Genomic DNA, 18,743 nt, shown 5'->3' on the forward strand with positions numbered 1-18,743 from the left:
AGGAGACCGCAGGTCCGAGGCCGGCCCGGGCCCCTGCCCGTTCGATGGTCCGTCCCGCTTGATCCCGAGCCCGCGATGACCCTTCGCCCCCTGCCGGACGTCGCATGAGCGGGCCGACCCCCTCGCCTGACCCCTCCCCGGCCCGCTATGCCGGCGGCGCCCACCCCGGCGCTGGCGAAGACGAGCACGTGGTCGGCACCAAGAACCGCTGGTCGCGGGTGGTGCTCGCCTACGGCGACCTCGTCCCCGACGGGTGGTGCGAGGTCCGGTTCGGCATCGCCTGGGACGCGGACGAGACCGCGGCGGCCGCCCCCGATTTCGCCCTGGTCGGCATCGACCCGCAGGCGCAGGACGGATCGAGCCTCGACCTCGACCAGGTGCTGGGCCTCGACCGCACGCAACTCGACCCCCACGGCACCTGGATCGCCGGCCCGGCCTATCACCCCGGCGAAGCGGCGGCGCCCCGCGCCGCGCTCGTGCGCGTCGCCTTCATGCTGCCGGCCCCGGCCGCGCGGGTGGCGGTGACGATCCGCTCCTGGCGCAACACCCGGCCCTTCGTCGTCACCCGCCCGCAGCTGAGCCAGGCCCGGCGCGACGCCCTCGCCCCATTGCCCTCGCGCCGCCGCCGGCGTCTCGGGCCTGAGCCGGTATGGTTCGACCACGTCCTGGTGCCGGGGCGGCCCCTGGTCCTGCGCGGGCAGATCTTCGCGGCGACCCCCGGCGAGCACGCCGCCCACGCACGCATCCTCTACCGCGACGCGGACGGCACGCCGATCCCGCCGCCCTATCCCGGCACCATCGTGCTCCCGGCATTGGGCGCCTTCGTCGACCTGCCGACCCAGCAGCAGGCCCGCCGCTTCACCCTCGACCTCATGCCGCCACCGGACGCGGCCCGCGTCTCGGTGGGGTTTGCCGCCTGGGACGGGGACGGGCGCCCGGTCGAACTCATCGACGACCCCGAGGTCGCCCTCGACGACAGGCTGCGGCTGGAGAGCGTGAGCGGCGACGACCTCCTCGCGGCCCCCGCCTTCCTCGCGCGGCTGGCCGAACACCTCGAGCTGTCGGACGCGGCGGTGGCGGCCTGGTGCCCTCCGCGCAGGACGGTCGCCGCGGTGCCCCCGATCCTGGCCAGGGCGCGCGCCCTGCAGGACGGCGAGGCGAAGGCCGGGGCCGGCGTGCTGCGGCTTGCCGCCTGCCCCGACTGGCCCGTGCCGGAAACACCGGACTGGACCGAGGATCCGTTCCGCTCGGTGCCCTGGCGCATCGCCTACCAGGCCCTGACCTGGCTATGGCCCATGGCCGAATCCCCGGACGGGCCGGAGCGGGCGCTGGCGCTGGCGCTATCGTGGTCCGCGGGCAATCCCTGGGGCGATCCGGCCGACGGACTCGCCCTGCATCCGGCCGCCCTCGCCCAGCGGGCCGAGGTCTTCGTCAGACTGCTCGGGCGTGCGCCCGAGGGCGAGGCCGCCGCCCTCGTCCTCACCGGCGAGATCGCCCGGCACGGGTTCGCCCTCGCCGAGATCGTCGGGCAGAACGCCCTGGCGCGCTCCCTCCTGCAGCTCGAGGCCGCCGCCGCCCTCCTCGGGGTCGCCCGCGCCCTGCCCGCCCTGCCCGTGGCCGCCCATTGGACGGGGCTGGCGCTTAGCGGCGTCGCCGCCTGCATCGAGCGCCAGATCCGGCCCGACGGGTCCATCCCCGACCCGAGCCTGCATCGGCGCCTCGACCTCGCGACCCTGGGACGCGCGCTGGCCGAGGGGCTGACGGACCACCCCCTCGCCGCGACCATCGCGGGACGGGTGGAAGCGGCGATGCCCGGGCTCACCGGCCTCCTCGATCCCGGCGGACGGCTGCCGCCGTTCGGGGACACGCCCCACGGGGTGGACCACGCCGCCTGGATCGGACGCCTGCGCGGCCGCAGAGCGCTGGAGACGGACTTGGTGGCCGACCGCCGGCGCGGCCCGCCGCCACCGCCCCCGGAGCCGGCCGCCCCGTCGGGCGGCGTCATCGTCCTGCGCCAGGACGCCCCGGGACGGCTGTGGGGCCACCTCGCCTGCACCTACGCGGCCAACGGGTCCGGGCATCGCGACGCCACCTCCTTCGTCTACGCGACGGAGGGCGTGCGCTGGATCGTCGAGGCGGGCGGGTCGAGCCTCGTGGAGACGGGGGCGGTGCGCCACCACCTCGTGAGCGCGCAGGGCCACAACGTGGCCGCTCCCGACGGGCGCGAACCGATGGCGGGCGAGGCCTGGCTCGCGGGCGTGACCGCCCTCGACGGCGCCACCGCCTACGAGATCGGCACCGGCGTCCACGGCCCCGCCTATGCCCATGCCCGCCTCGTGGTGGCGCTGCACGACCTCAGCGGGCTCGTCGTCCTCGATCGCTTCGCGACGCGGGGCGGGCCGATCGCGATGGAAGGATTGCTGCACCTGGGCCCCGACATCCTGGCCGCCATCGTCTCGCCGCGCCGGGCGATGGCGCAGCACGGGCGCTCGCGGCTGGCCTTCACGCCGATCGTCCAGGCCGGACGCGCGGCGGGGCTCGCCATCGTCAACGGCCGCAACGACCGGCCCGGGACGATGCAGGGATTCGTTTCGCAGGCCGCGGGTGCGCTCACCCCCTCCAGCGTGCTGCGCTACGCCCTGTCCGGGACGGACCGGGTCTGCGGTGGGATGATGATCGCCTCCGACACCGTGGCCGAGGGGCGTCTGGCCACCCTGCTCGCCGGGCGTGCCCTCGCCCCGATCCTGGCCGGACCCGAGTCCTGAGGGCCTTCGCCGCCCGTCGTGCAAAATCCGTCTGATTGCTTTGCAATGCGGATTTTGGCTTCGCTCAGATGCCGCGCGGGCTTGGTGATAAGGTTCCCGCTTTATCCAAGCGGAAACCGTATCACTGGCCGACGATGCCGTAGATCACGATGCAGGTGCCGATGGCGATGAGGCCATAGGCCAGGGCGGTGTTCTTCCAGTGGTCGAACTCGGATGGGGTGTCGCCGTCGAACTCGTTCATCTCGGCCTCCGTCGTCGATCGTGAGGGATGCTCTGGGCAGGCGCCGCCGGCCTCACGGCCCGCAGCGGGCGCGAGGCCGGCGGCGGGCTCGCTCAACGGAAGGAGATCCCGGCGCCGAAGGGGCCGACGTGAAAGACGGGACGGACGCCGTAATGGCCGCGGCCGCCATAGCCGTCGTCACCGCGATAGGGCCGGCCGTAGCCGTAGCCGTAGCCGTAGCGGCGATACATCGGGCGGCAATCGCCGAAGCGGTTGGGGATCCAGCCGGGGCCGCAGCCGTAGGCGACCGTGTCGACCAGCGTCGCCGCCGGCGAGGCGGGCACGGCGAGCGGCGCCGCGACCGCCGGGAACACGAGGCCGACGCCGGTCAGGGCGAAGGCGGCAAATCCGATGTTTGAAAGGCACGTCATGATGGGACCTCCTCGAAACGTCGAAGCGGCACCGGCCGGCTCCGAACGACGACTGGGTTAGGCCCCCACCACACCTGTGGATGTGCTGTTCGTTACATGTGGATATTGATTTCGGCACGGGCCAGCCAGCGGAGCCGAAGGACATCGCATCCGTGTGCGGGCTCGCACGATCGGGCCGCCGTTAGCCGGATCCCGCCGTCGTCAGCCGGATCGGGCGCGGCGGCGGGATCGGTCCGTCGCGGTCGATCCACGCGATGACACGGGGGTACCCGCGACCGCGATTCGGCCGAGCGCGGCTCGCCCCCTCCCCGCGAGCGGGGAGAGGGGATAGGCGGGCGTCGCGCTACTTCTTGGGCTCGGGCGCGGCGGCCGGGGCGGCGTCGGTGCGCTCGATCTTGGCGCCCTCGCGCAGCTTCAGGATCAGGTCCTGCTGCGCCTTGCGGGTGATGTACTGGTCGACCTGATCCTTCATCTCGGCGAAGGTCGGCACCGGCTTCACGCGCTTCTCCTCGACCTTGATCACGTGCCAGCCGAACTGGGTCTTGATCGGGTCGGAGACCTCGCCGGCCTTCATCTTGAACGCGGCCTCGGCGAAGGGGGCGACCATGCGCTCCTTCGTGAACCAGCCGAGATCGCCGCCCTCGGTCTTGGAGCCGGGGTCCTTCGAGGCCTCGCCGGCCACCTTGGCGAACTCCTCGCCGCCCTTGATCCGCGCGGCGATCGCCTTGGCCTCGGCCTCGTTGTCCACCAGGATATGGCGGGCGTGGACCTCCTCCTCGGGCTTCATCGCCTTCACGGTCTGCTCGTAGAGGGCTTTGGCGGCCTCCGGGGTGGCGGCCTTCTTGGCCTCGCGCTCCAGGTATTCGTCGAGCAGGAGCTTGTCCTTGAAGTAGGCGAGCTTGCGCTGGAAGTCGGCGGTCTCGCCGATCTTGGCCGCGTTCGCCGCCTGGGCGCCGACCTTCAGGTCGACCATGTAGTCCACGAGCAGGTTCTTCTTCTGGTCCTCGTCGACGCCGGGCAGAGACAGGGCCGGGTCGTCGCTGGCCACGGCGAGGTCGCCGGCGGTGATGGGCGCGCCGTTGACCTTGGCCACCACGGTCTCGGGCGCCACCAGCGCCGCCGCGGGGGCGGGCGTAGCGGCCGGGGGCGTCTGGGCATCGGCGGGCAGGGCCGCACCGAGCGCGAGGGCGCTCGCGAGCCAGAGACGGGAGGGCTTGATCATGGGGGATGCGTCCTTGGAAGCGCCGCCGCGGGCCGGCTCTCGTGGCCGGATGGGGCGCGGAAGGCGTGGCGGTTTGCGGCGTGACGGCCGCGGCGTTTCACGCCGACACACGTGGCGCGGGCCGGGCCCGATGGCAAGCCCGAGGGGACCGCAGCACCTCCGCCCGATCGCACGGAAAGCGTCGAATACGAACGGTTGCATCCACTCGGCCTTAAGGCCCCCGCCGTAGGATGGCGCCGTCTCAGCCTCGACCCGGAGGACAATCGGATGCGCCACGCCGTCGTGATCGGTGCCCTCGCCCTGGCGTTCGCCTCCGTCCAGGAGGCCCAGGCCCGCGGCGGGCGCGGCGGCGGTGGCCGCGGGGGTGGCGGCATCGTCTACGCGACCCCGGCCCGGACCCACGACGCCTCCGCTAGGCGCACGGCGACGGCCGGCATGCCGGTGGAGCCGCAGGCGGCCTTCCTGCGGCCGATCCTGCCGGTGCGCGCCCCCGTCCAGGCGATCCAGCCGGCCTCGACGGGGGCGGTGGCGGCGAACTGCGCCAGCGGCCGCCTCGTCGGCCAGGGCGCCGGGTTCTGTCAGATCAACTGACCGATCGAACGCCGCCCCTGCGATCGGGCGCCTGCGCGGAACCAAGCGTCCGCCGGGCGCCTTTGGCATGGCCCGTCCTCTTCTGCCCGTGATCGGGCCGCGGGGGCGCCAACCCTTGTCTGATGCGCAGGCCGATAATTACCTCTATAAGCCCGGCCCAACAGACCGTTCAGACACTTTCGATCGACCGCAGGTTCACGATGCTCGGCGCCCTCGCTAAGAAGATTTTCGGCTCGTCCAACGACAGGCGCGTCAAGGGCTATCGTCCCCGTGTGGCCGAGATCAACGCCCTGGAGCCGCAGATCGCAGCCCTGTCGGACGATCAGCTGCGCGCCCGCACCGAGATGCTGAAGGCCGAGATCGCCGCGGGCAAGAGCCTCGACGACATCCTCGTGCCCGCCTTCGCCACCGTGCGCGAGGGCGCCAAGCGCGTCCTCGGCCAGCGGCACTTCGACGTGCAGATGATCGGCGGCATGGTGCTGCACGAGAGCGGCATCGCCGAGATGAAGACCGGCGAGGGCAAGACCCTGGTCGCCACGCTGCCGGTCTACCTCAACGCCCTCTCGGGGCTCGGCGTCCACGTCGTCACCGTCAACGACTACCTCGCCTCGCGCGACGCCGAGTGGATGGGCCGGGTCTACCGGTTCCTCGGCCTCACCGTCGGCACCATCGTGCACGGCCTCGACGACGAGCAGCGCAAGGCGGCCTACGCCTGCGACATCACCTACGGCACCAACAACGAGTTCGGCTTCGACTACCTGCGCGACAACATGAAGTACGAGCTGAGCCAGCTCGCGCAGCGCGGCCACAACTTCGCGATCGTCGACGAGGTCGATTCGATCCTGATCGACGAGGCGCGCACCCCGCTCATCATCTCCGGCCCCGTCGACGACCGCTCCGACCTCTACGTCTCGGTGGACGCGCTGATGCCTCACCTCGAGCGCGAGCACTACGACCTCGACGAGAAGCAGCGCACGGTCTCGCTCACCGAGAGCGGCAACGAGTTCATCGAGGAACTGCTGCGCGGCGCCGACCTCCTGAAGGAGGGCGACCTCTACGACGCGCACAACGTCACCCTGGTCCACCACGTCAACCAGGCTCTGCGCGCCCACACCCTGTTCACCCTCGACAAGGACTACATCGTCAAGAACGACGAGGTGGTGATCATCGACGAGTTCACGGGCCGCATGATGCAGGGCCGGCGCTACTCGGAGGGGCTGCACCAGGCCCTGGAGGCCAAGGAGCGGGTCACCATCCAGCCCGAGAACCAGACGCTCGCCTCGATCACCTTCCAGAACTACTTCCGCCTCTACTCCAAGCTCGCGGGCATGACCGGCACCGCCTCGACGGAAGCGGACGAGTTCGCCGAGATCTACAAGCTCGAGGTCGTCGACATCCCGACCAACAAGGAGGTCGAGCGCGTCGACGAGGACGACGAGGTCTACCGGACGGTGGACGAGAAATACGCCGGCATCATCGCCGAGATCGAGAAGGCGCACGCCCGCCACCAGCCGATCCTGGTGGGCACCGGCTCCATCGAGAAGTCGGAGCACCTGGCCGACCTCCTGCGCAAGGCCGGCTTCAAGGCCCTGGACTATTCGGACCTGAACGCGCTGACCGACGTCTACAAGGCCGCCCGCGAGGGCAAGGTCACCAAGACCTTCGCGGTCCTCAACGCCCGTTTCCACGAGCAGGAGGCCTACATCGTGGCCGAGGCCGGCGTGCCGGGCGCCATCACCATCGCCACCAACATGGCCGGGCGCGGCACCGACATCAAACTCGGCGGCAACCTCGAGATGCGCATCGGCAAGGAGCTCGCCGACGTGCCTGAGGGGCCCGAGCGCGAGGCCCGCATCGCCGCGATCAAGGCCGAGATCGAGGCGTACCGCGCCAAGGTGCTGGCCTCGGGCGAGCCGGCCGATCCGGAGGCCGGCCGCAAGAAGGCCCTACCCGGCGGGCTCTACATCATCGGCACCGAGCGCCACGAGTCGCGCCGCATCGACAACCAGCTGCGCGGGCGTTCCGGCCGCCAGGGCGATCCGGGCCGCTCGAAGTTCTACCTCTCGCTCCAGGACGACCTGATGCGGATCTTTGGGTCCGACCGCATGGACGGGATGCTGACGCGCCTGGGGCTCGAGCCCGGCGAGGCGATCATCCACCCCTGGATCAATAAGGCCATCGAGAAGGCGCAGCAGAAGGTCGAGGCGCGCAACTTCGACATGCGCAAGAACGTGCTCAAGTACGACAACGTCATGAACGACCAGCGCAAGGTCGTGTTCGAGCAGCGCCGCGATTTCATGGGCCAGGAGAGCGTGCGCGACACCGTCGACGAGATGCGTCACGGCGTCATCGACGACCTCGTGAGCGTCCACATCCCCGAGAACGCCTACGCCGAGCAGTGGGACGTGGAGGGGCTGCGCGAGCGGGTCACCACCGTCCTCAACCTCGACGTGCCGGTGGAGGACTGGGCCAAGGAAGAGGGCATCGCCGACGAGGAGATGCGCGAGCGCCTGCGCACCGCCGCCGACGACGCCTATGCCGGCCGCGTCGAGAAGAACACGCCCGAGCTGATGACCTACGTCGAGAAGCAGGTGCTGCTCCAGACCCTCGACCACCTCTGGCGCGAGCATCTCGTCACCCTCGACCACCTGCGCCAGGTGGTGGGTTGGCGCGGTGTCGCCCAGCGCGATCCGCTCAACGAGTACAAATCGGAGGCGTTCGAGCTGTTCAACGGCCTCGTCGCCTCCCTGCGCGAGCAGGTGACCCAACAGCTTTCGCGCATCGAGATCATGTACGAGCAGCAGGATCAGGCCCCCGATCCCTTCGCCTCGCCGGCCCTGCCGCCGATGTTCGCCCAGCACCTCGATCCGGTCACCGGCGAGAACGAGATGGACTATGCCGGTGCCGCCCGCGCCACCATGGTGGCCGGCGCCGAGGCCGGCGACACCGCGGTGCTGGAGCGCAACCCGGACGACACGGAGACCTGGGGCCGCGTCGGGCGCAACGAGCCCTGCCCGTGCGGGTCGGGCAAGAAGTACAAGCACTGCCACGGCCGCTTTTCGGTCTGACGCCGTTCGGGCGCGCGGTCGACGGAGGGGTCCGGCATCGAGCCGGACCTGGGCGTGAGGAATGACGCCGGGTTCTCGTCGTCTACGGCGTCAACAGCCGCCAGCGTCGTGCTGCCGCTCGCGGCTGCGCCCCGGGTAGTCGTCGTAGGCGATCGCAAAGGCATGCCGCGTGCGGCGGACACCGTCCGCGATCCGGCAGCGGGGTGCGCGGAGGACTCGGGGTAAGGCGGTCTCCGCCTCAGGCGGCGGTGCCCTCGGCCAGGGTTCGGATCGCACGGATGATCGCGGAGGCCCGGTAGGGCTTGGTGAAGAACATGCTGCCTTCGATCAGGCGCGGCGGCGTCGTCGTGAAGCCGGTGGCGTAGATCACCGGAAGTCCGGGCCGCAGGCGGCGAGCCGCCTCGGCGAGCTGCCATCCGTCCATCGCCCCCGGCAGCCGGATGTCCGTGAACAGCAGGTCGACGGCCAAGCCCTCGCGCAGGAGAGTGATGGCGTTCTCCGCATTGGCCGCACTGGTGACGGTGAAGCCCGCATCCTCGAGATCCGCCGTGATCACTTCCAAGAGCAGCGATTCGTCCTCGACCATCAGCACCCTGTGTGTGGATGTCTCGCTCATCGATGAAGACCTCAGGCAAACTTCGGCATGGAGAAGGCGGACGGGCCGGACCGCTCGGACGCGGCGGGGAGCAGACGCGGTTCGGGTAGCCGCGAGGGATCGTGACGCGGCAGGTAGAGACGTACCACGGTGCCGCTGCCGATGCGGCTTTCGATCTCGGCATGCCCATCGGACTGCTTCGCGAAGCCGAACACCTGGCTGAGGCCGAGACCGGTGCCCTGGCCCACCGCCTTCGTCGTGAAGAACGGCTCGAAGGCCCGCTCGGCCACCTCCCGCGACATGCCAGAGCCGGTATCCACCACCTCGATGCAGACGTAGTCGCGCGGCTGGAGCCCGGCGTGAGCGGCCGCCGTGGCCGCCGGCAGGTTGCGTGTGCGGATCGTGAGCACGCCGCCCGGCTGCATCGCGTCCCGGGCGTTGACGGCGAGGTTGAGGAGGACGCTCTCCAGCTGGTTGGTGTCGGCGTTCACGGCCCAGAGGCCCTCGGCCAGTTCCAGCCGCGGCTGGGCGATGGCGTGGAGGGCGCCGCGGACCAGTTCCGAGAGATCGCCGATCAGGCGGTTGGCGTCGATCACGGTCGGGTGGAGCGGCTGGCGGCGGGCGAAGGCGAGCATCTTCTGCACCAGGTTCGCCGCACGCTCGGCCCCCGTCATCGCATCGGCGATGGCGTGGTCGGCCTTCGCGTCCCGGGGGACGACCTGGGCGATACGGTCGAGGTTGGCGATGACGATGCCGAGGAGGTTGTTGAAGTCGTGGGCGACGCCGCCGGTCAATTCGCCGATCGCCTCCATCTTCTGGGTCTGGCGCAGCATCTCCTCGGCCCGGTCGCGCTCGGCATTGGCCTGGCGCAGGGCCGCCAGGGCCGCGTCACGCTCGGCGATGCGGGCCCGCAGATCGGCGTTGGCCTGCCGCAGCGTCTCGGGCGAGGGCAGCGCCAGGGCCTTGGGCAGGAGCGGCCACAGCGCCGCCGCGGTACCGACGGAGACGACCGCCGTCGCCGCCTTCACCAGCGCCTCGGCACCGTAGTCGGGCACCCACAGGGTCCAGATCGCGAAGAAATGCGTGGTGCCGCACGCCAGGATGAAGAGCGCGAAGGCCCAGAACATCCAGCCGAAGGCGATGTCGCGCCGTTGCGTCACGAACACCCCGAGCGCCACGGGGATCGAGAAGTACGCCAGCCCGATCACGAGGTCTGAGACGACATGCGTCCAGATCAGTTCGGGACGCCACAGCAGGCAGATCCCATGCGGAGCGAGGGGGCTCCGATCGAAGAAGGTCCCGAGAAAATCCAACATGGCGAGTCTCGGTCTCGGATCAGGTTAGCTTGGCGACCTGTTCAGCGTTTGGCGAAGGAAAGACGGATGCGGTTGGCATACCGCATCCTCAAATGCTCCCACAAACATGCTGACATCAATTCACATCATATGACAAGTTGCGCCCAAAGCAACTTTCGGTAATCTTCGACCGCTCCGACACATCCCAGAGACGCGGTCGGAACCCTCCCGCCGATCGATGATGAAGACGATAGTCCACGCGAACGGCGGGACGGCATAGTCGTCACGGGAGAATTCGCCGTCATCGCGGAACCGTGATGTGCGGATCGGGCCGGCAAAACCTGTGGAAGAAGGCCGGCGGCGCCCGCCCTCCCCGTTCAGGGCCGTGGCGCCCTCAGCGGCACTCCTCGCGGGTCCGCTTCATCGCGTCGCCGAAACCCGCCAGAGCGTATTCGTCGCTGGTCGGGTTGCCCTTCATCGACGTCGCCTTGACGACGACCTTGGGCGTCCGGGACATTTCGGCCACGACCCGCGCCTCCTCGGCGGGGTTCTGCAGCCAGGCGTTCCCATCCTTGACCACGAGGCCGTAGCGGACGGCACCGAGGGCCAGGGCGGGATCGCCGGAGGCGGAGATCGCCGGTGCCGCGGCTGCGGCCGGCTTGGCCTGGCTGGCGGCGGGCTTGGCGGGGAAGCCGAGCATCACGGCGACCTCGTTCTGGATGTTCTCGCCCTTGCGAACCGTGACGAAGAGATAGGCGGAATCGCGCTTGAGGGTCTTGGGCGTGCGCGTCTGCGGCTGGGCGATGGCGTAGCACACGCGGGTCTTGCCCTGGCCGGAGGCGAACACGTTCCAGTCCCCGAAGATGGCGACGGGGGTGGCCTGCTGCATGCCCGGCGCCGTCCGTGTCGCCTCGCGGGAGGCCTCGCGGCCGCGGCGGCCGCGCTTGCGCGAGGGTGGCGCCTCGGTCTCCTCGACGGCGGCGGGAGCCTGCTGCTGGGCGAGGGCCGGTCCGGGACCGACCGGCCCGGCGATCGGCACCGACAGGAGGACGAGGGCCGAGGTTCCGAGAACGAGACTGCGGGCGACGACACGCGACATGGGCTTCTTGGGTCCTGTGGGCCTCGAGGCGGCCGCCGTGGCCGCTCCCGCCGCATCGCCCGGCCGGAGGCCCCGTTTTAACCGTCACGCCTTTTTCGGCAAGCATCGGCCGGCGCGGCGCAGGACATCACCCCCTTCAGCCGCGGGCGTCGCCGGTCAGCGGACGTGATGGTCGACAGGGCCCGGGGCGGCCGGGATCGCGGCGAGATGGGCGAGGTCCGCGGCCTCGACCGGGCCTTCGCCATCGGGCGTCTCGTCCGCCAGCACGATCCGGACCGGGGCCGGGGCCGGGCGCACCAGGGTGCGGGGCTCGGGGTCGTTGTAGGGCGTGTTGTAGCACTTCACGATCGAGGCCCAGAACGCCTCTCGCTCGGCCTCGTCGAGGCGCGCAAGGGCCGCGTCGATGTACGTTCTGGCCTGCGCCGCCTGGGCGGGCACGTCGTCCGGCCGAGTCCAACTTTCGACGGGCATCAAGCGATCTCCGAAACGCTGGCGGTGATCTAACGGGGCAAACCTGGCTGGGCCGTGAACGGCCACGCTTACAACCCGTGAGACCACAAACAAGTTTCACGCCGATTGCGCGGGAACGCCGGGATCGGTTTTGCCGGCCTCTTCCCCGGCGGCGGGCCGGAACGGGGCCGCGCCCCTGCCGTCAGACCCCGTAGTAATCCCGGTACCATCGCACGAAGCGCTCGACGCCGACCTCGATCGGGGTCGAGGGGCGAAAGCCCACGGCCTCGGTCAGGGCGTCGATGTCGGCATAGGTCGCGGGAACGTCGCCCGCCTGCATCGGCAGCAGCTGGCGGACCGCCTTGCGGCCCAGGCACGTCTCCAGCACCTCGATCAGCCGCAGCAGCGCCACCGGCCGGTTGTTGCCGATGTTGTAGATGCGATAGGGCGCGCTGCTGCTGGCGGGGTCGGGAGCCATGCCGGTCCAGGCCGCATTCCCGGACGGGACGGCCTCGCCCACCCGCAGCACGCCTTCCGCGACGTCGTCGATGTAGGTGAAGTCACGCTGCATCGCGCCGTTGTTGAACACGGTGATCGGCTCGCCCGCCAGGATGGCCTTGGTGAAGATGAACAGCGCCATGTCCGGCCGATACCAAGGGCCGTAGACGGTGAAGAACCGCAGGCCCGTCGTGGGCAGGCCGTAGAGGTGGCTGTAGGAATGGGCGAAGAGCTCGTTGGCCTTCTTGGTGGCGGCGTACAGGCTGACGGGATGGTCGACGTTGTCGTGCACCGAGAACGGCATCTTGGTGAGCTTGCCGTAGACCGAGCTCGACGAGGCGTAGACGAGGTGTTCGCAGCCGTGATGCCGGCACCCTTCGAGGATGTTGAGGAAGCCGTCGACGTTGCTGTGGGCGTAGGCGCGCGGGTTCTTCAGCGAGTATCGCACCCCCGCCTGGGCGGCCAGGTGGACGACCAGCCGAAAACGATGCTCGGAAAACAGCACATCGACCGCCGCGTGGTCGGCGATGTCCATCCGGACGAACCGGAAATTCGGGTCGGCCGCGAGCCGTGCCAGCCGCGCTTCCTTGAGGGAGACGTCGTAGTAATCGTTGAGGTTGTCGATGCCGACGACCGGCCGCCCTGCGGCCAAATACCGTTCGGCGACGTGGAGCCCGATGAAGCCGGCAACGCCCGTGACCAGCACCGTATCCATCGCTCGACTCCTATCGCGACGTGAGCGGGATCCGCAAAAGAGCGGCCCGCGGTTCTGCGGTCGCAGCCCGCGGCACCCGAGCGACCGAGGTAGCGCGGGTCCGTCGACCGCGCTTGCGCATCACGCCGCAGGCGCGTCCAGCGCCGCGAGCCAGCGCGTGGCCTGGGCACGCACGTTGTCGGGGGCGGTGCCGCCGTGGCTGGTCCGGCTCGCCACCGAATTCTCGACCCCCAGAACCGCATAGACGGCCTCGCCGATGCGCGGCTCCGCCTCCTGCAGGTCCGCGAGCGACAACGCCTCCAGGCCGACGCCCCTGGCCGCGGCGACGCCGACGAGGCGCCCGGTGACGTGGTGCGCCTCCCGGAACGGCAGCCCGAGCTCGCGCACCAGCCAGTCGGCCAGATCCGTGGCGGTGGCGTAGCCGGAGCCGGCGGCGCGGGCGAGCACCTCCGCGTTGGGCTCGAGGTCGCGCACCATGCCGGTCATGGCGGCCAGACACAGGGACAGGGCCTGGAGCGCGTCGAAGGTGCCCTCCTTGTCCTCCTGCATGTCCTTCGAATAGGCGAGCGGCAGGCCCTTCATCACGATGAGCAGGCCGGTGAGCGCGCCGATCACCCGCCCGGACTTGGCCCGCACCAGTTCGGCCGCGTCCGGGTTGCGCTTCTGCGGCATGATCGACGAGCCGGTGGTGTAGCCGTCCGACAGGCGCACGAAGTCGAACTGGGCCGAGGTCCACACCACCAGTTCCTCGGCGAAGCGCGAGAGGTGGACGGCGCAGATGGCGGCGGCCGAGAGCGACTCCAGCGCGAAGTCCCGGTCGGCCACCGAATCGAGGGAGTTCGCGGTCGGCCGGTCGAAACCGAGCGCGGCGGCCGTGGCGTGGCGGTCGATCGGGAACGACGTGCCGGCCAGTGCGGCGGCACCCAGCGGGCATTCGTTGAGCCGGCGGCGCGCGTCCTGGAACCGGCCGCGGTCGCGCGCCAGCATCTCGACATAGGCCAGGCAATGGTGGCCGAAGGTGACGGGCTGGGCCGACTGCAGGTGGGTGAAGCCCGGCATCACCGTGGCGGCATGCGCCAGCGCCTTTTGCGCGAGCGCCTTCTGCAGACCGGCGGCCTGGGCGTCGAGGCCCTCGAGGGTGTCGCGCACCCACAGCTTCATGTCGGTGGCGACCTGGTCGTTGCGCGAGCGGGCGGTGTGCAGGCGCCCGGCGGCCGGGCCGACGATCTCGGTCAGGCGGCTCTCGACCGCCATGTGGATGTCCTCGAGCTCCCGGCGGAACGCGAAGCGGCCCTCCTCGATTTCCGCGGCCACGGCCTTGAGCCCGGCCTCGATCGCGGTCACATCGTCGGCCGGCAGGATGCCGGCTTGCCCCAGCATCGCCACATGCGCCAGCGAGCCGCGGATGTCCTGGGGTGCGAGGCGCTTGTCGAATCCGATGGAGGCGTTGATCTCCTCCATGATCTCGGCCGGTCCGCTCGCGAACCGCCCGCCCCACATCCGGTTGCTCATGTCGTCATCGATCCTTCCATCCGCCGCGGGCACGCAACGATGATGCCTCGCACCACAGCGGCGTTCGCCGCCGGCATCGGGCTCGTCGCGGCGCTCGCCGCCGGCCTCGCCCTATACGGGACCGGGACGACGGGCGGCAACACCGGCGCCTGCGCGGGCGCCGCCAAGACCTCCGCGCGCCTCGCGCCGCTGGCACGGGGCGAAGTCGCCGCCCTCCAGGTGCTGGAGACGCCGCGCCCGGCGCCGGCCTTCCCGTTCAAGGACCCGGAGGGCAGGGACGTCACCCTGGCGGGAATGGGCGGGCGCACGCTCCTGGTCAACCTGTGGGCGACGTGGTGCGCCCCCTGCAAGGCGGAGATGCCGGCCCTCGACCGCCTGCAGGCGGCCTTCGACGCGAAGGACTTCCACGTCGTCGCCATCAACCTCGACACGCGCAACCTCGAAACGCCACCGCTCTGGCTGAAGGAGAACGGCATCCGGGCCCTGGCCTATTACGCCGACCCGACGGGGCGCGTGCTGCCCGTGCTCCAGAAGGAGACGGGCACGCTGGGCCTGCCGACCACGATCCTGGTGGATGCGGGCGGCTGCACGCTCGGCATCATGAAGGGCCCGGCCGACTGGGCGAGCGAGGATGCCAAGCGCCTCATCGCGGCGGCGATCGGGCGGCCGTGACCGCGGCGTCGCGTTCAGTTCCTGCCGGCGGGTGACGCAACGTTGTGGGCGGCGGGCTTCGGCTCCGCCTTGCCATCGCCCTTGGCGGGTTTGGCCACCGTCGCCGGATTCGGTGCCGGCTTGACGGCGGCGGCGGCCGTCCGCACGGGCTTGGCGGGCGTCACCGGCGCGGCGGCGACCACGGCGGGAATGGTGGCCGCATCGGTAGCCGGCGTCGCCGGCGCGGTGGGGCCGGACTTCAGCAGCCCGCCCAGCAGCTTCTGGTAGGCGCTCGGGTCGCCATCGGCATCGGCCACCATCACCCGGGCCGGCTTGACCGGCTCCGGCGCCTTGGCCGGCTCGGGCGCGGCCATGCGGGTGGCGCCCTTGCGATCGGCCCCCGCCTTGTCGGCGACGGACTTGTCGGCGACGGATTTGGCGGTGAGGGCCGCGGCGGCGGCCTTGGTCGGGATCGCCGGTTCGGCGGCGGCGACCATCACCGGACGGCCCTTGGCGTCGACCTCGATCTCGCGACCGGCGGCGGCCAGGGCATCGGGCCGGCTCACCTCGCCGAGATGGCGGCGGGCGAAGTCCTTGGCGTCGTAGGGGAGTTCGGGCTCCTCGGACTTGCCGAGGCTGGCGAAGGCGGTGGTCGTGGCCGGCGCCCGGAACACCGGGTTCTGGCCGCCGTCCTCGTAGACCACCCGCGTCGCCGGGGTGCCCTTGGCGATCAGCTCGGCCACGGCCTGGTTGTCGCGCTCGCGCTTCTCGGCGACCAGGGTCTCGACCTTGGGCGTGCAGGAGCCCGCCGCCACGTCGGCACCGCCGAAGACGTAGCGCGAGCCGCACACCGCCACCCGCGGCTCCTCGCCCAGGGCCTCGAAATAGTCCGAGCCCTCCTTGAGGTTCTTCCAGAACGGGGTGTTGGGGTCGTTGCGGTACTTGGCGACGTTCTGGGCCGTCATCCGGAACGGATAGGACTGGAACTGGAACGCGCGCTGGCCGCCGGCGAAGGAGTCGCGCGCGAGGGCGTAGAGCTCGCCCATCGACTCGTCGGTCATGGCAAAGCAGCCCGCCGACGAGCAGGTGCCGTGGACCATGATGTAGTTGCCGGTGCGGCCCTGCGCCCGGTCGTAGGCGTTCGGATAGCCGGTGTCGAAGGAGAGGTAGTACGAGGAATTCGGGTTCATCTGCCCCGGGGTCACCGTGTAGAAGCCCTCCGGCGCCTGACGGTCGCCCTGCTTGGTCTTGGGGCCGAGCTGGCCCGACCAGCGGCAGATCGGGAAGGTCTTCAGGAGCGCGTAGCGGCCGCGGCCGTCGCGTTTCCAGACCTCCATCTCCGCTTCCTTCTTGAAGGCGCGGATCAGGATCGGGTCGTTCTGGCTCATGCCCTTCTGCGCCATCAGCGCGAGGGTCTTCGGCGGCACCGGGGCGAGGTGACGCGTCGAGGCGACACCGCCGAGCCCGCCGTCCTGGCAGGCGCCCAGCGAGATCGTCAGAGCGGTGATGCACGCCGCCGCGAAGGGACGAAAAGCCATGGGGAACCCCGTCTTGCCGTCGTGCGCGGGATGTCACCCTCGCGCCCAATACTCCCCAAACCCATAGCGTCGTTAAACTTACCCGTTCTTTACCGCAAGGCGAGCGACATGGCCGCAGGCCCCGCGACCGCGCCGGGGTGTGAATTCCGGGATTGTCGGGGGGAGATACTGGATCGCGGGAACCCGAATACGTCGGGGCCCCACGACCGGATTCAGCCGCGCAGGAGGTTCGCGACGAAGACGTCGTCGGCCGGGTCGCGAAAGCGGATGCCGGTGGAAACCGAGCGGGTTGCGACCCGAAGCCGGGTCAGGTCGGCACGCGGCTGCTCGACCCGCTCCACGGCCGCCGCGGCCTGGCCGGGCGCGACTTCGAGAAGCGTGAGATGGTTCCGGGACGTACGCCGCGCCAAAAGGTCGCAGAGCTGCATCAGGGCCGCCTCCCGGACCGGCATCGCGGTCATCAGGTAGAACCGGTTCTCGGTGCCCGGGGTGTCGAGGGCACGGCGCAGGCGTTCGACGCCGCGCTCGAGGAAGGCGTAGTCCACGTCGTTGCCGGCCGGGTCGTGGTGGTTGAACACGAACGGGATCCGGTGGCGCTGGCAGTAGATGCGGTGCCGGCCCAGGAACTCGCCGGGCTTGGGCCGCTCCTCGGGCCGCGTGGTCTCGTGCTGGCGCCGGTCGAGGAGCAGCGCGAAGTCGTCCGAGAGGCAGTCTCGCACCATGCCCGGCGCGGAGAAGATCCAGTCGAACGGGCCTGACCAGGTCCTGAGGCCGCTGTCCTTGAGGATCTGGGCCATGTGGCAGTGGCTGCCCAGCGAGACGTGGTTGAGGGCGCCCGGCTCGCGGGTATCGGGCGCGCGCTCGGTCCGGCGCCTCAGGAGGGAGCCGAGGGACAGGCGCATCGGCGCTAGAGCTTGCGCCCGATGTCGAGGAACTTCGCCGCGCGCCGGTCGCGGACCTCGTCCGGCGAGAGGCCGTCGAATTCGGCGAGGGAGGCCGCGATCGCCTCGCCGGCCGCCGCGATGGCCGCCTCGCGGCCGCGGTGGGCGCCCCCGGTCGCCTCGGGCACGATCCGGTCGATGATGCCCAGCCGCAGGAGGTCCTGCGCGGTGATCTTCATGGCGGTGGCCGCGTCGCTGGCCCGGCCCTGGTCGCGCCACAGGATCGAGGCGGCGCCCTCGGGCGAGATCACCCCGTAGATCGCGTGCTCCATCATCAGGACGCGGTTGGCGGTGGCGAGCGCGATGGCGCCGCCCGAGCCGCCCTCGCCGATGACGAGGGCGACGTTGGGGACACCGAGCGCCAGGCAGGCCTGGGTCGAGCGGGCGATGGCCTCGGCCTGGCCGCGCTCCTCCGCCTCGATGCCGGGGAAGGCGCCCGCCGTGTCGATGAAGGCGAGCACCGGCAGTCCGAAGCGGTCGGCGAGTTCCATCAGGCGCACCGCCTTGCGGTAGCCCTCCGGCCGCGCCATTCCGAAATTGTGGCGCAGGCGCGCCTCGGTGGTCGCCCCCTTCTCCTGGCCGATGACGCACACCGAGCGCCCCTGGAAGCGCCCGAACCCGGCCACCACCGCGGCGTCCTCGCCGAAGGTGCGGTCGCCCGAGAGCGGCGTGAACTCGGCGATCAGCCCGGCGCAGTAATCGACGAAATGCGGGCGCTGCGGATGACGGGCGACCTGCGTCTTCTGCCAGGGCGTGAGGGCGGCGTAGATGTCCGAGAGCGCGGCCGCGGCCTTGGCCTCCAGGCGCCCGACCTCGTCGGCGATGGAGACGGCGCCGTCGCGGGCGGCCACCGTCCGCAATTCCTCGACCTTCGCCTCGAGTTCGGCCACCGGCTTCTCGAAATCGAGGTAGGAGCGCATCACCGTCATCGATCGGGGGTCCATGTTGGTCGCCGCGGCCGGATGGGTCGCCCCGGGCCATGCTCGTCGCCCGGGCACGGCCGGCCCGCCCAGGCGAACGGTGCCGTGGCCGCCGGGCCGAGAACGGCCGGCACCCGGCCCGGGGGTGTTGGCGAAGCCGCCTCGGCTGTCAACAGCGAGGGGTCCTTGCGATCGCCGACCCCGCCCCCTTTTTCCCGGGCCACCGGCCCGA

At 70.9% G+C, this 18,743-nt stretch carries 16 protein-coding genes; 4 read left to right on the forward strand and 12 right to left on the reverse strand.

The window, feature by feature from the left end:
- Positions 1 to 104 precede the first annotated feature (104 nt).
- Complete coding sequence (locus tag ASF39_RS10385) at positions 105 to 2,765, forward strand: heparinase II/III family protein (protein ID WP_056283398.1); 2,661 nt, start codon at positions 105 to 107, stop codon at positions 2,763 to 2,765.
- A gap of 121 nt (positions 2,766 to 2,886) precedes the next feature.
- On the opposite strand, the gene ASF39_RS21165 is transcribed toward ASF39_RS10385, so the two are convergent.
- The 3 genes from ASF39_RS21165 to ASF39_RS10395 all read right to left on the reverse strand — a co-directional run bounded on the left by ASF39_RS21165 (position 2,887) and on the right by ASF39_RS10395 (position 4,638).
- Entirely contained in the window at positions 2,887 to 3,102 is a 216-nt protein-coding gene (locus ASF39_RS21165; RefSeq protein WP_156399106.1) for a hypothetical protein, read from the reverse strand.
- Positions 3,099 to 3,416: a hypothetical protein gene (locus tag ASF39_RS21865; protein WP_056283399.1), complete on the reverse strand. Its 318-nt coding sequence runs from the start codon at positions 3,414 to 3,416 to the stop codon at positions 3,099 to 3,101. Before ASF39_RS21865 ends, ASF39_RS21165 begins: the two co-directional genes overlap by 4 nt.
- A gap of 343 nt (positions 3,417 to 3,759) precedes the next feature.
- Positions 3,760 to 4,638 carry a peptidylprolyl isomerase gene (locus ASF39_RS10395; protein WP_056283402.1) on the reverse strand — a complete coding sequence of 293 codons (879 nt, stop codon included), beginning with the start codon at positions 4,636 to 4,638 and terminating at the stop codon, positions 3,760 to 3,762.
- Between the two features lie 267 nt (positions 4,639 to 4,905).
- On the opposite strand from ASF39_RS10395, the gene ASF39_RS10400 reads away from it, so the two are divergent.
- Together ASF39_RS10400 and secA are read left to right on the forward strand one after the other, a co-directional pair.
- Entirely contained in the window at positions 4,906 to 5,229 is a 324-nt protein-coding gene (locus ASF39_RS10400) for a hypothetical protein (protein WP_056283404.1), read from the forward strand.
- Positions 5,230 to 5,429: 200 nt separating this feature from the next.
- Positions 5,430 to 8,297 (forward strand): preprotein translocase subunit SecA, encoded by a 2,868-nt coding sequence (gene secA / locus ASF39_RS10405; RefSeq protein WP_055887028.1) that lies wholly within the window; start codon positions 5,430 to 5,432, stop codon positions 8,295 to 8,297.
- Positions 8,298 to 8,535: 238 nt separating this feature from the next.
- On the opposite strand, the gene ASF39_RS10410 is transcribed toward secA, so the two are convergent.
- The 6 genes from ASF39_RS10410 to argH all read right to left on the reverse strand — a co-directional run bounded on the left by ASF39_RS10410 (position 8,536) and on the right by argH (position 14,461).
- A complete protein-coding gene (locus ASF39_RS10410) occupies positions 8,536 to 8,913 on the reverse strand; it encodes a response regulator (protein ID WP_055887031.1) in 378 nt (125 codons plus the stop codon).
- Positions 8,914 to 8,924: 11 nt separating this feature from the next.
- Positions 8,925 to 10,208 carry an ATP-binding protein gene (locus ASF39_RS10415; protein ID WP_056283407.1) on the reverse strand — a complete coding sequence of 428 codons (1,284 nt, stop codon included), beginning with the start codon at positions 10,206 to 10,208 and terminating at the stop codon, positions 8,925 to 8,927.
- Between the two features lie 373 nt (positions 10,209 to 10,581).
- Positions 10,582 to 11,286 (reverse strand): hypothetical protein, encoded by a 705-nt coding sequence (locus ASF39_RS10420; protein WP_055887037.1) that lies wholly within the window; start codon positions 11,284 to 11,286, stop codon positions 10,582 to 10,584.
- Positions 11,287 to 11,442: 156 nt separating this feature from the next.
- On the reverse strand, positions 11,443 to 11,757 hold the full coding sequence (locus ASF39_RS10425) for a hypothetical protein (RefSeq protein ID WP_056283410.1): 315 nt from the start codon (positions 11,755 to 11,757) through the stop codon (positions 11,443 to 11,445).
- Positions 11,758 to 11,938: 181 nt separating this feature from the next.
- Positions 11,939 to 12,949, reverse strand: coding sequence for an NAD-dependent epimerase (locus ASF39_RS10430; RefSeq protein WP_056283412.1), 1,011 nt, complete (start codon positions 12,947 to 12,949; stop codon positions 11,939 to 11,941).
- A 120-nt stretch (positions 12,950 to 13,069) separates the two neighbouring features.
- Positions 13,070 to 14,461, reverse strand: a complete 1,392-nt coding sequence (gene argH, locus ASF39_RS10435) for an argininosuccinate lyase (protein WP_055887047.1) — start codon at positions 14,459 to 14,461, stop codon at positions 13,070 to 13,072.
- 42 nt (positions 14,462 to 14,503) lie between these two features.
- Between argH and ASF39_RS10440 the strand changes: the two genes are divergently transcribed.
- A complete protein-coding gene (locus ASF39_RS10440; RefSeq protein WP_056283600.1) occupies positions 14,504 to 15,133 on the forward strand; it encodes a TlpA disulfide reductase family protein in 630 nt (209 codons plus the stop codon).
- A 14-nt stretch (positions 15,134 to 15,147) separates the two neighbouring features.
- Here the strand turns inward: ASF39_RS10440 and ASF39_RS10445 are convergent, their stop codons facing one another.
- The 3 genes from ASF39_RS10445 to ASF39_RS10455 all read right to left on the reverse strand — a co-directional run bounded on the left by ASF39_RS10445 (position 15,148) and on the right by ASF39_RS10455 (position 18,511).
- Positions 15,148 to 16,650 (reverse strand): murein L,D-transpeptidase family protein, encoded by a 1,503-nt coding sequence (locus tag ASF39_RS10445; RefSeq protein ID WP_055887051.1) that lies wholly within the window; start codon positions 16,648 to 16,650, stop codon positions 15,148 to 15,150.
- Between the two features lie 212 nt (positions 16,651 to 16,862).
- A complete protein-coding gene (locus tag ASF39_RS10450; RefSeq protein ID WP_056283415.1) occupies positions 16,863 to 17,552 on the reverse strand; it encodes a DUF1796 family putative cysteine peptidase in 690 nt (229 codons plus the stop codon).
- 5 nt (positions 17,553 to 17,557) lie between these two features.
- On the reverse strand, positions 17,558 to 18,511 hold the full coding sequence (locus ASF39_RS10455) for an acetyl-CoA carboxylase carboxyltransferase subunit alpha (protein ID WP_200938196.1): 954 nt from the start codon (positions 18,509 to 18,511) through the stop codon (positions 17,558 to 17,560).
- Positions 18,512 to 18,743 lie beyond the last annotated feature (232 nt).

It is taken from the genome of Methylobacterium sp. Leaf108 (assembly GCF_001423265.1).
Taxonomy (GTDB): Bacteria; Pseudomonadota; Alphaproteobacteria; order Rhizobiales; family Beijerinckiaceae; genus Methylobacterium.

Coding starts and splice junctions, on each gene's coding strand:
- ASF39_RS10395 (WP_056283402.1), bottom strand. CDS start 4,638: ATGATCAAGCCCTCCCGTCTCTGGCTCGCGAGCGCCCTCGCGCTCGGT.
- secA (WP_055887028.1), top strand. CDS start 5,430: ATGCTCGGCGCCCTCGCTAAGAAGATTTTCGGCTCGTCCAACGACAGG.
- ASF39_RS10430 (WP_056283412.1), bottom strand. CDS start 12,949: ATGGATACGGTGCTGGTCACGGGCGTTGCCGGCTTCATCGGGCTCCAC.
- ASF39_RS21865 (WP_056283399.1), bottom strand. CDS start 3,416: ATGACGTGCCTTTCAAACATCGGATTTGCCGCCTTCGCCCTGACCGGC.
- ASF39_RS10450 (WP_056283415.1), bottom strand. CDS start 17,552: ATGCGCCTGTCCCTCGGCTCCCTCCTGAGGCGCCGGACCGAGCGCGCG.
- ASF39_RS10420 (WP_055887037.1), bottom strand. CDS start 11,286: ATGTCGCGTGTCGTCGCCCGCAGTCTCGTTCTCGGAACCTCGGCCCTC.
- ASF39_RS10440 (WP_056283600.1), top strand. CDS start 14,504: ATGCCTCGCACCACAGCGGCGTTCGCCGCCGGCATCGGGCTCGTCGCG.
- ASF39_RS10400 (WP_056283404.1), top strand. CDS start 4,906: ATGCGCCACGCCGTCGTGATCGGTGCCCTCGCCCTGGCGTTCGCCTCC.
- ASF39_RS10415 (WP_056283407.1), bottom strand. CDS start 10,208: ATGTTGGATTTTCTCGGGACCTTCTTCGATCGGAGCCCCCTCGCTCCG.
- ASF39_RS10455 (WP_200938196.1), bottom strand. CDS start 18,511: ATGCGCTCCTACCTCGATTTCGAGAAGCCGGTGGCCGAACTCGAGGCG.
- argH (WP_055887047.1), bottom strand. CDS start 14,461: ATGAGCAACCGGATGTGGGGCGGGCGGTTCGCGAGCGGACCGGCCGAG.
- ASF39_RS10410 (WP_055887031.1), bottom strand. CDS start 8,913: ATGAGCGAGACATCCACACACAGGGTGCTGATGGTCGAGGACGAATCG.
- ASF39_RS10425 (WP_056283410.1), bottom strand. CDS start 11,757: ATGCCCGTCGAAAGTTGGACTCGGCCGGACGACGTGCCCGCCCAGGCG.
- ASF39_RS10385 (WP_056283398.1), top strand. CDS start 105: ATGAGCGGGCCGACCCCCTCGCCTGACCCCTCCCCGGCCCGCTATGCC.
- ASF39_RS10445 (WP_055887051.1), bottom strand. CDS start 16,650: ATGGCTTTTCGTCCCTTCGCGGCGGCGTGCATCACCGCTCTGACGATC.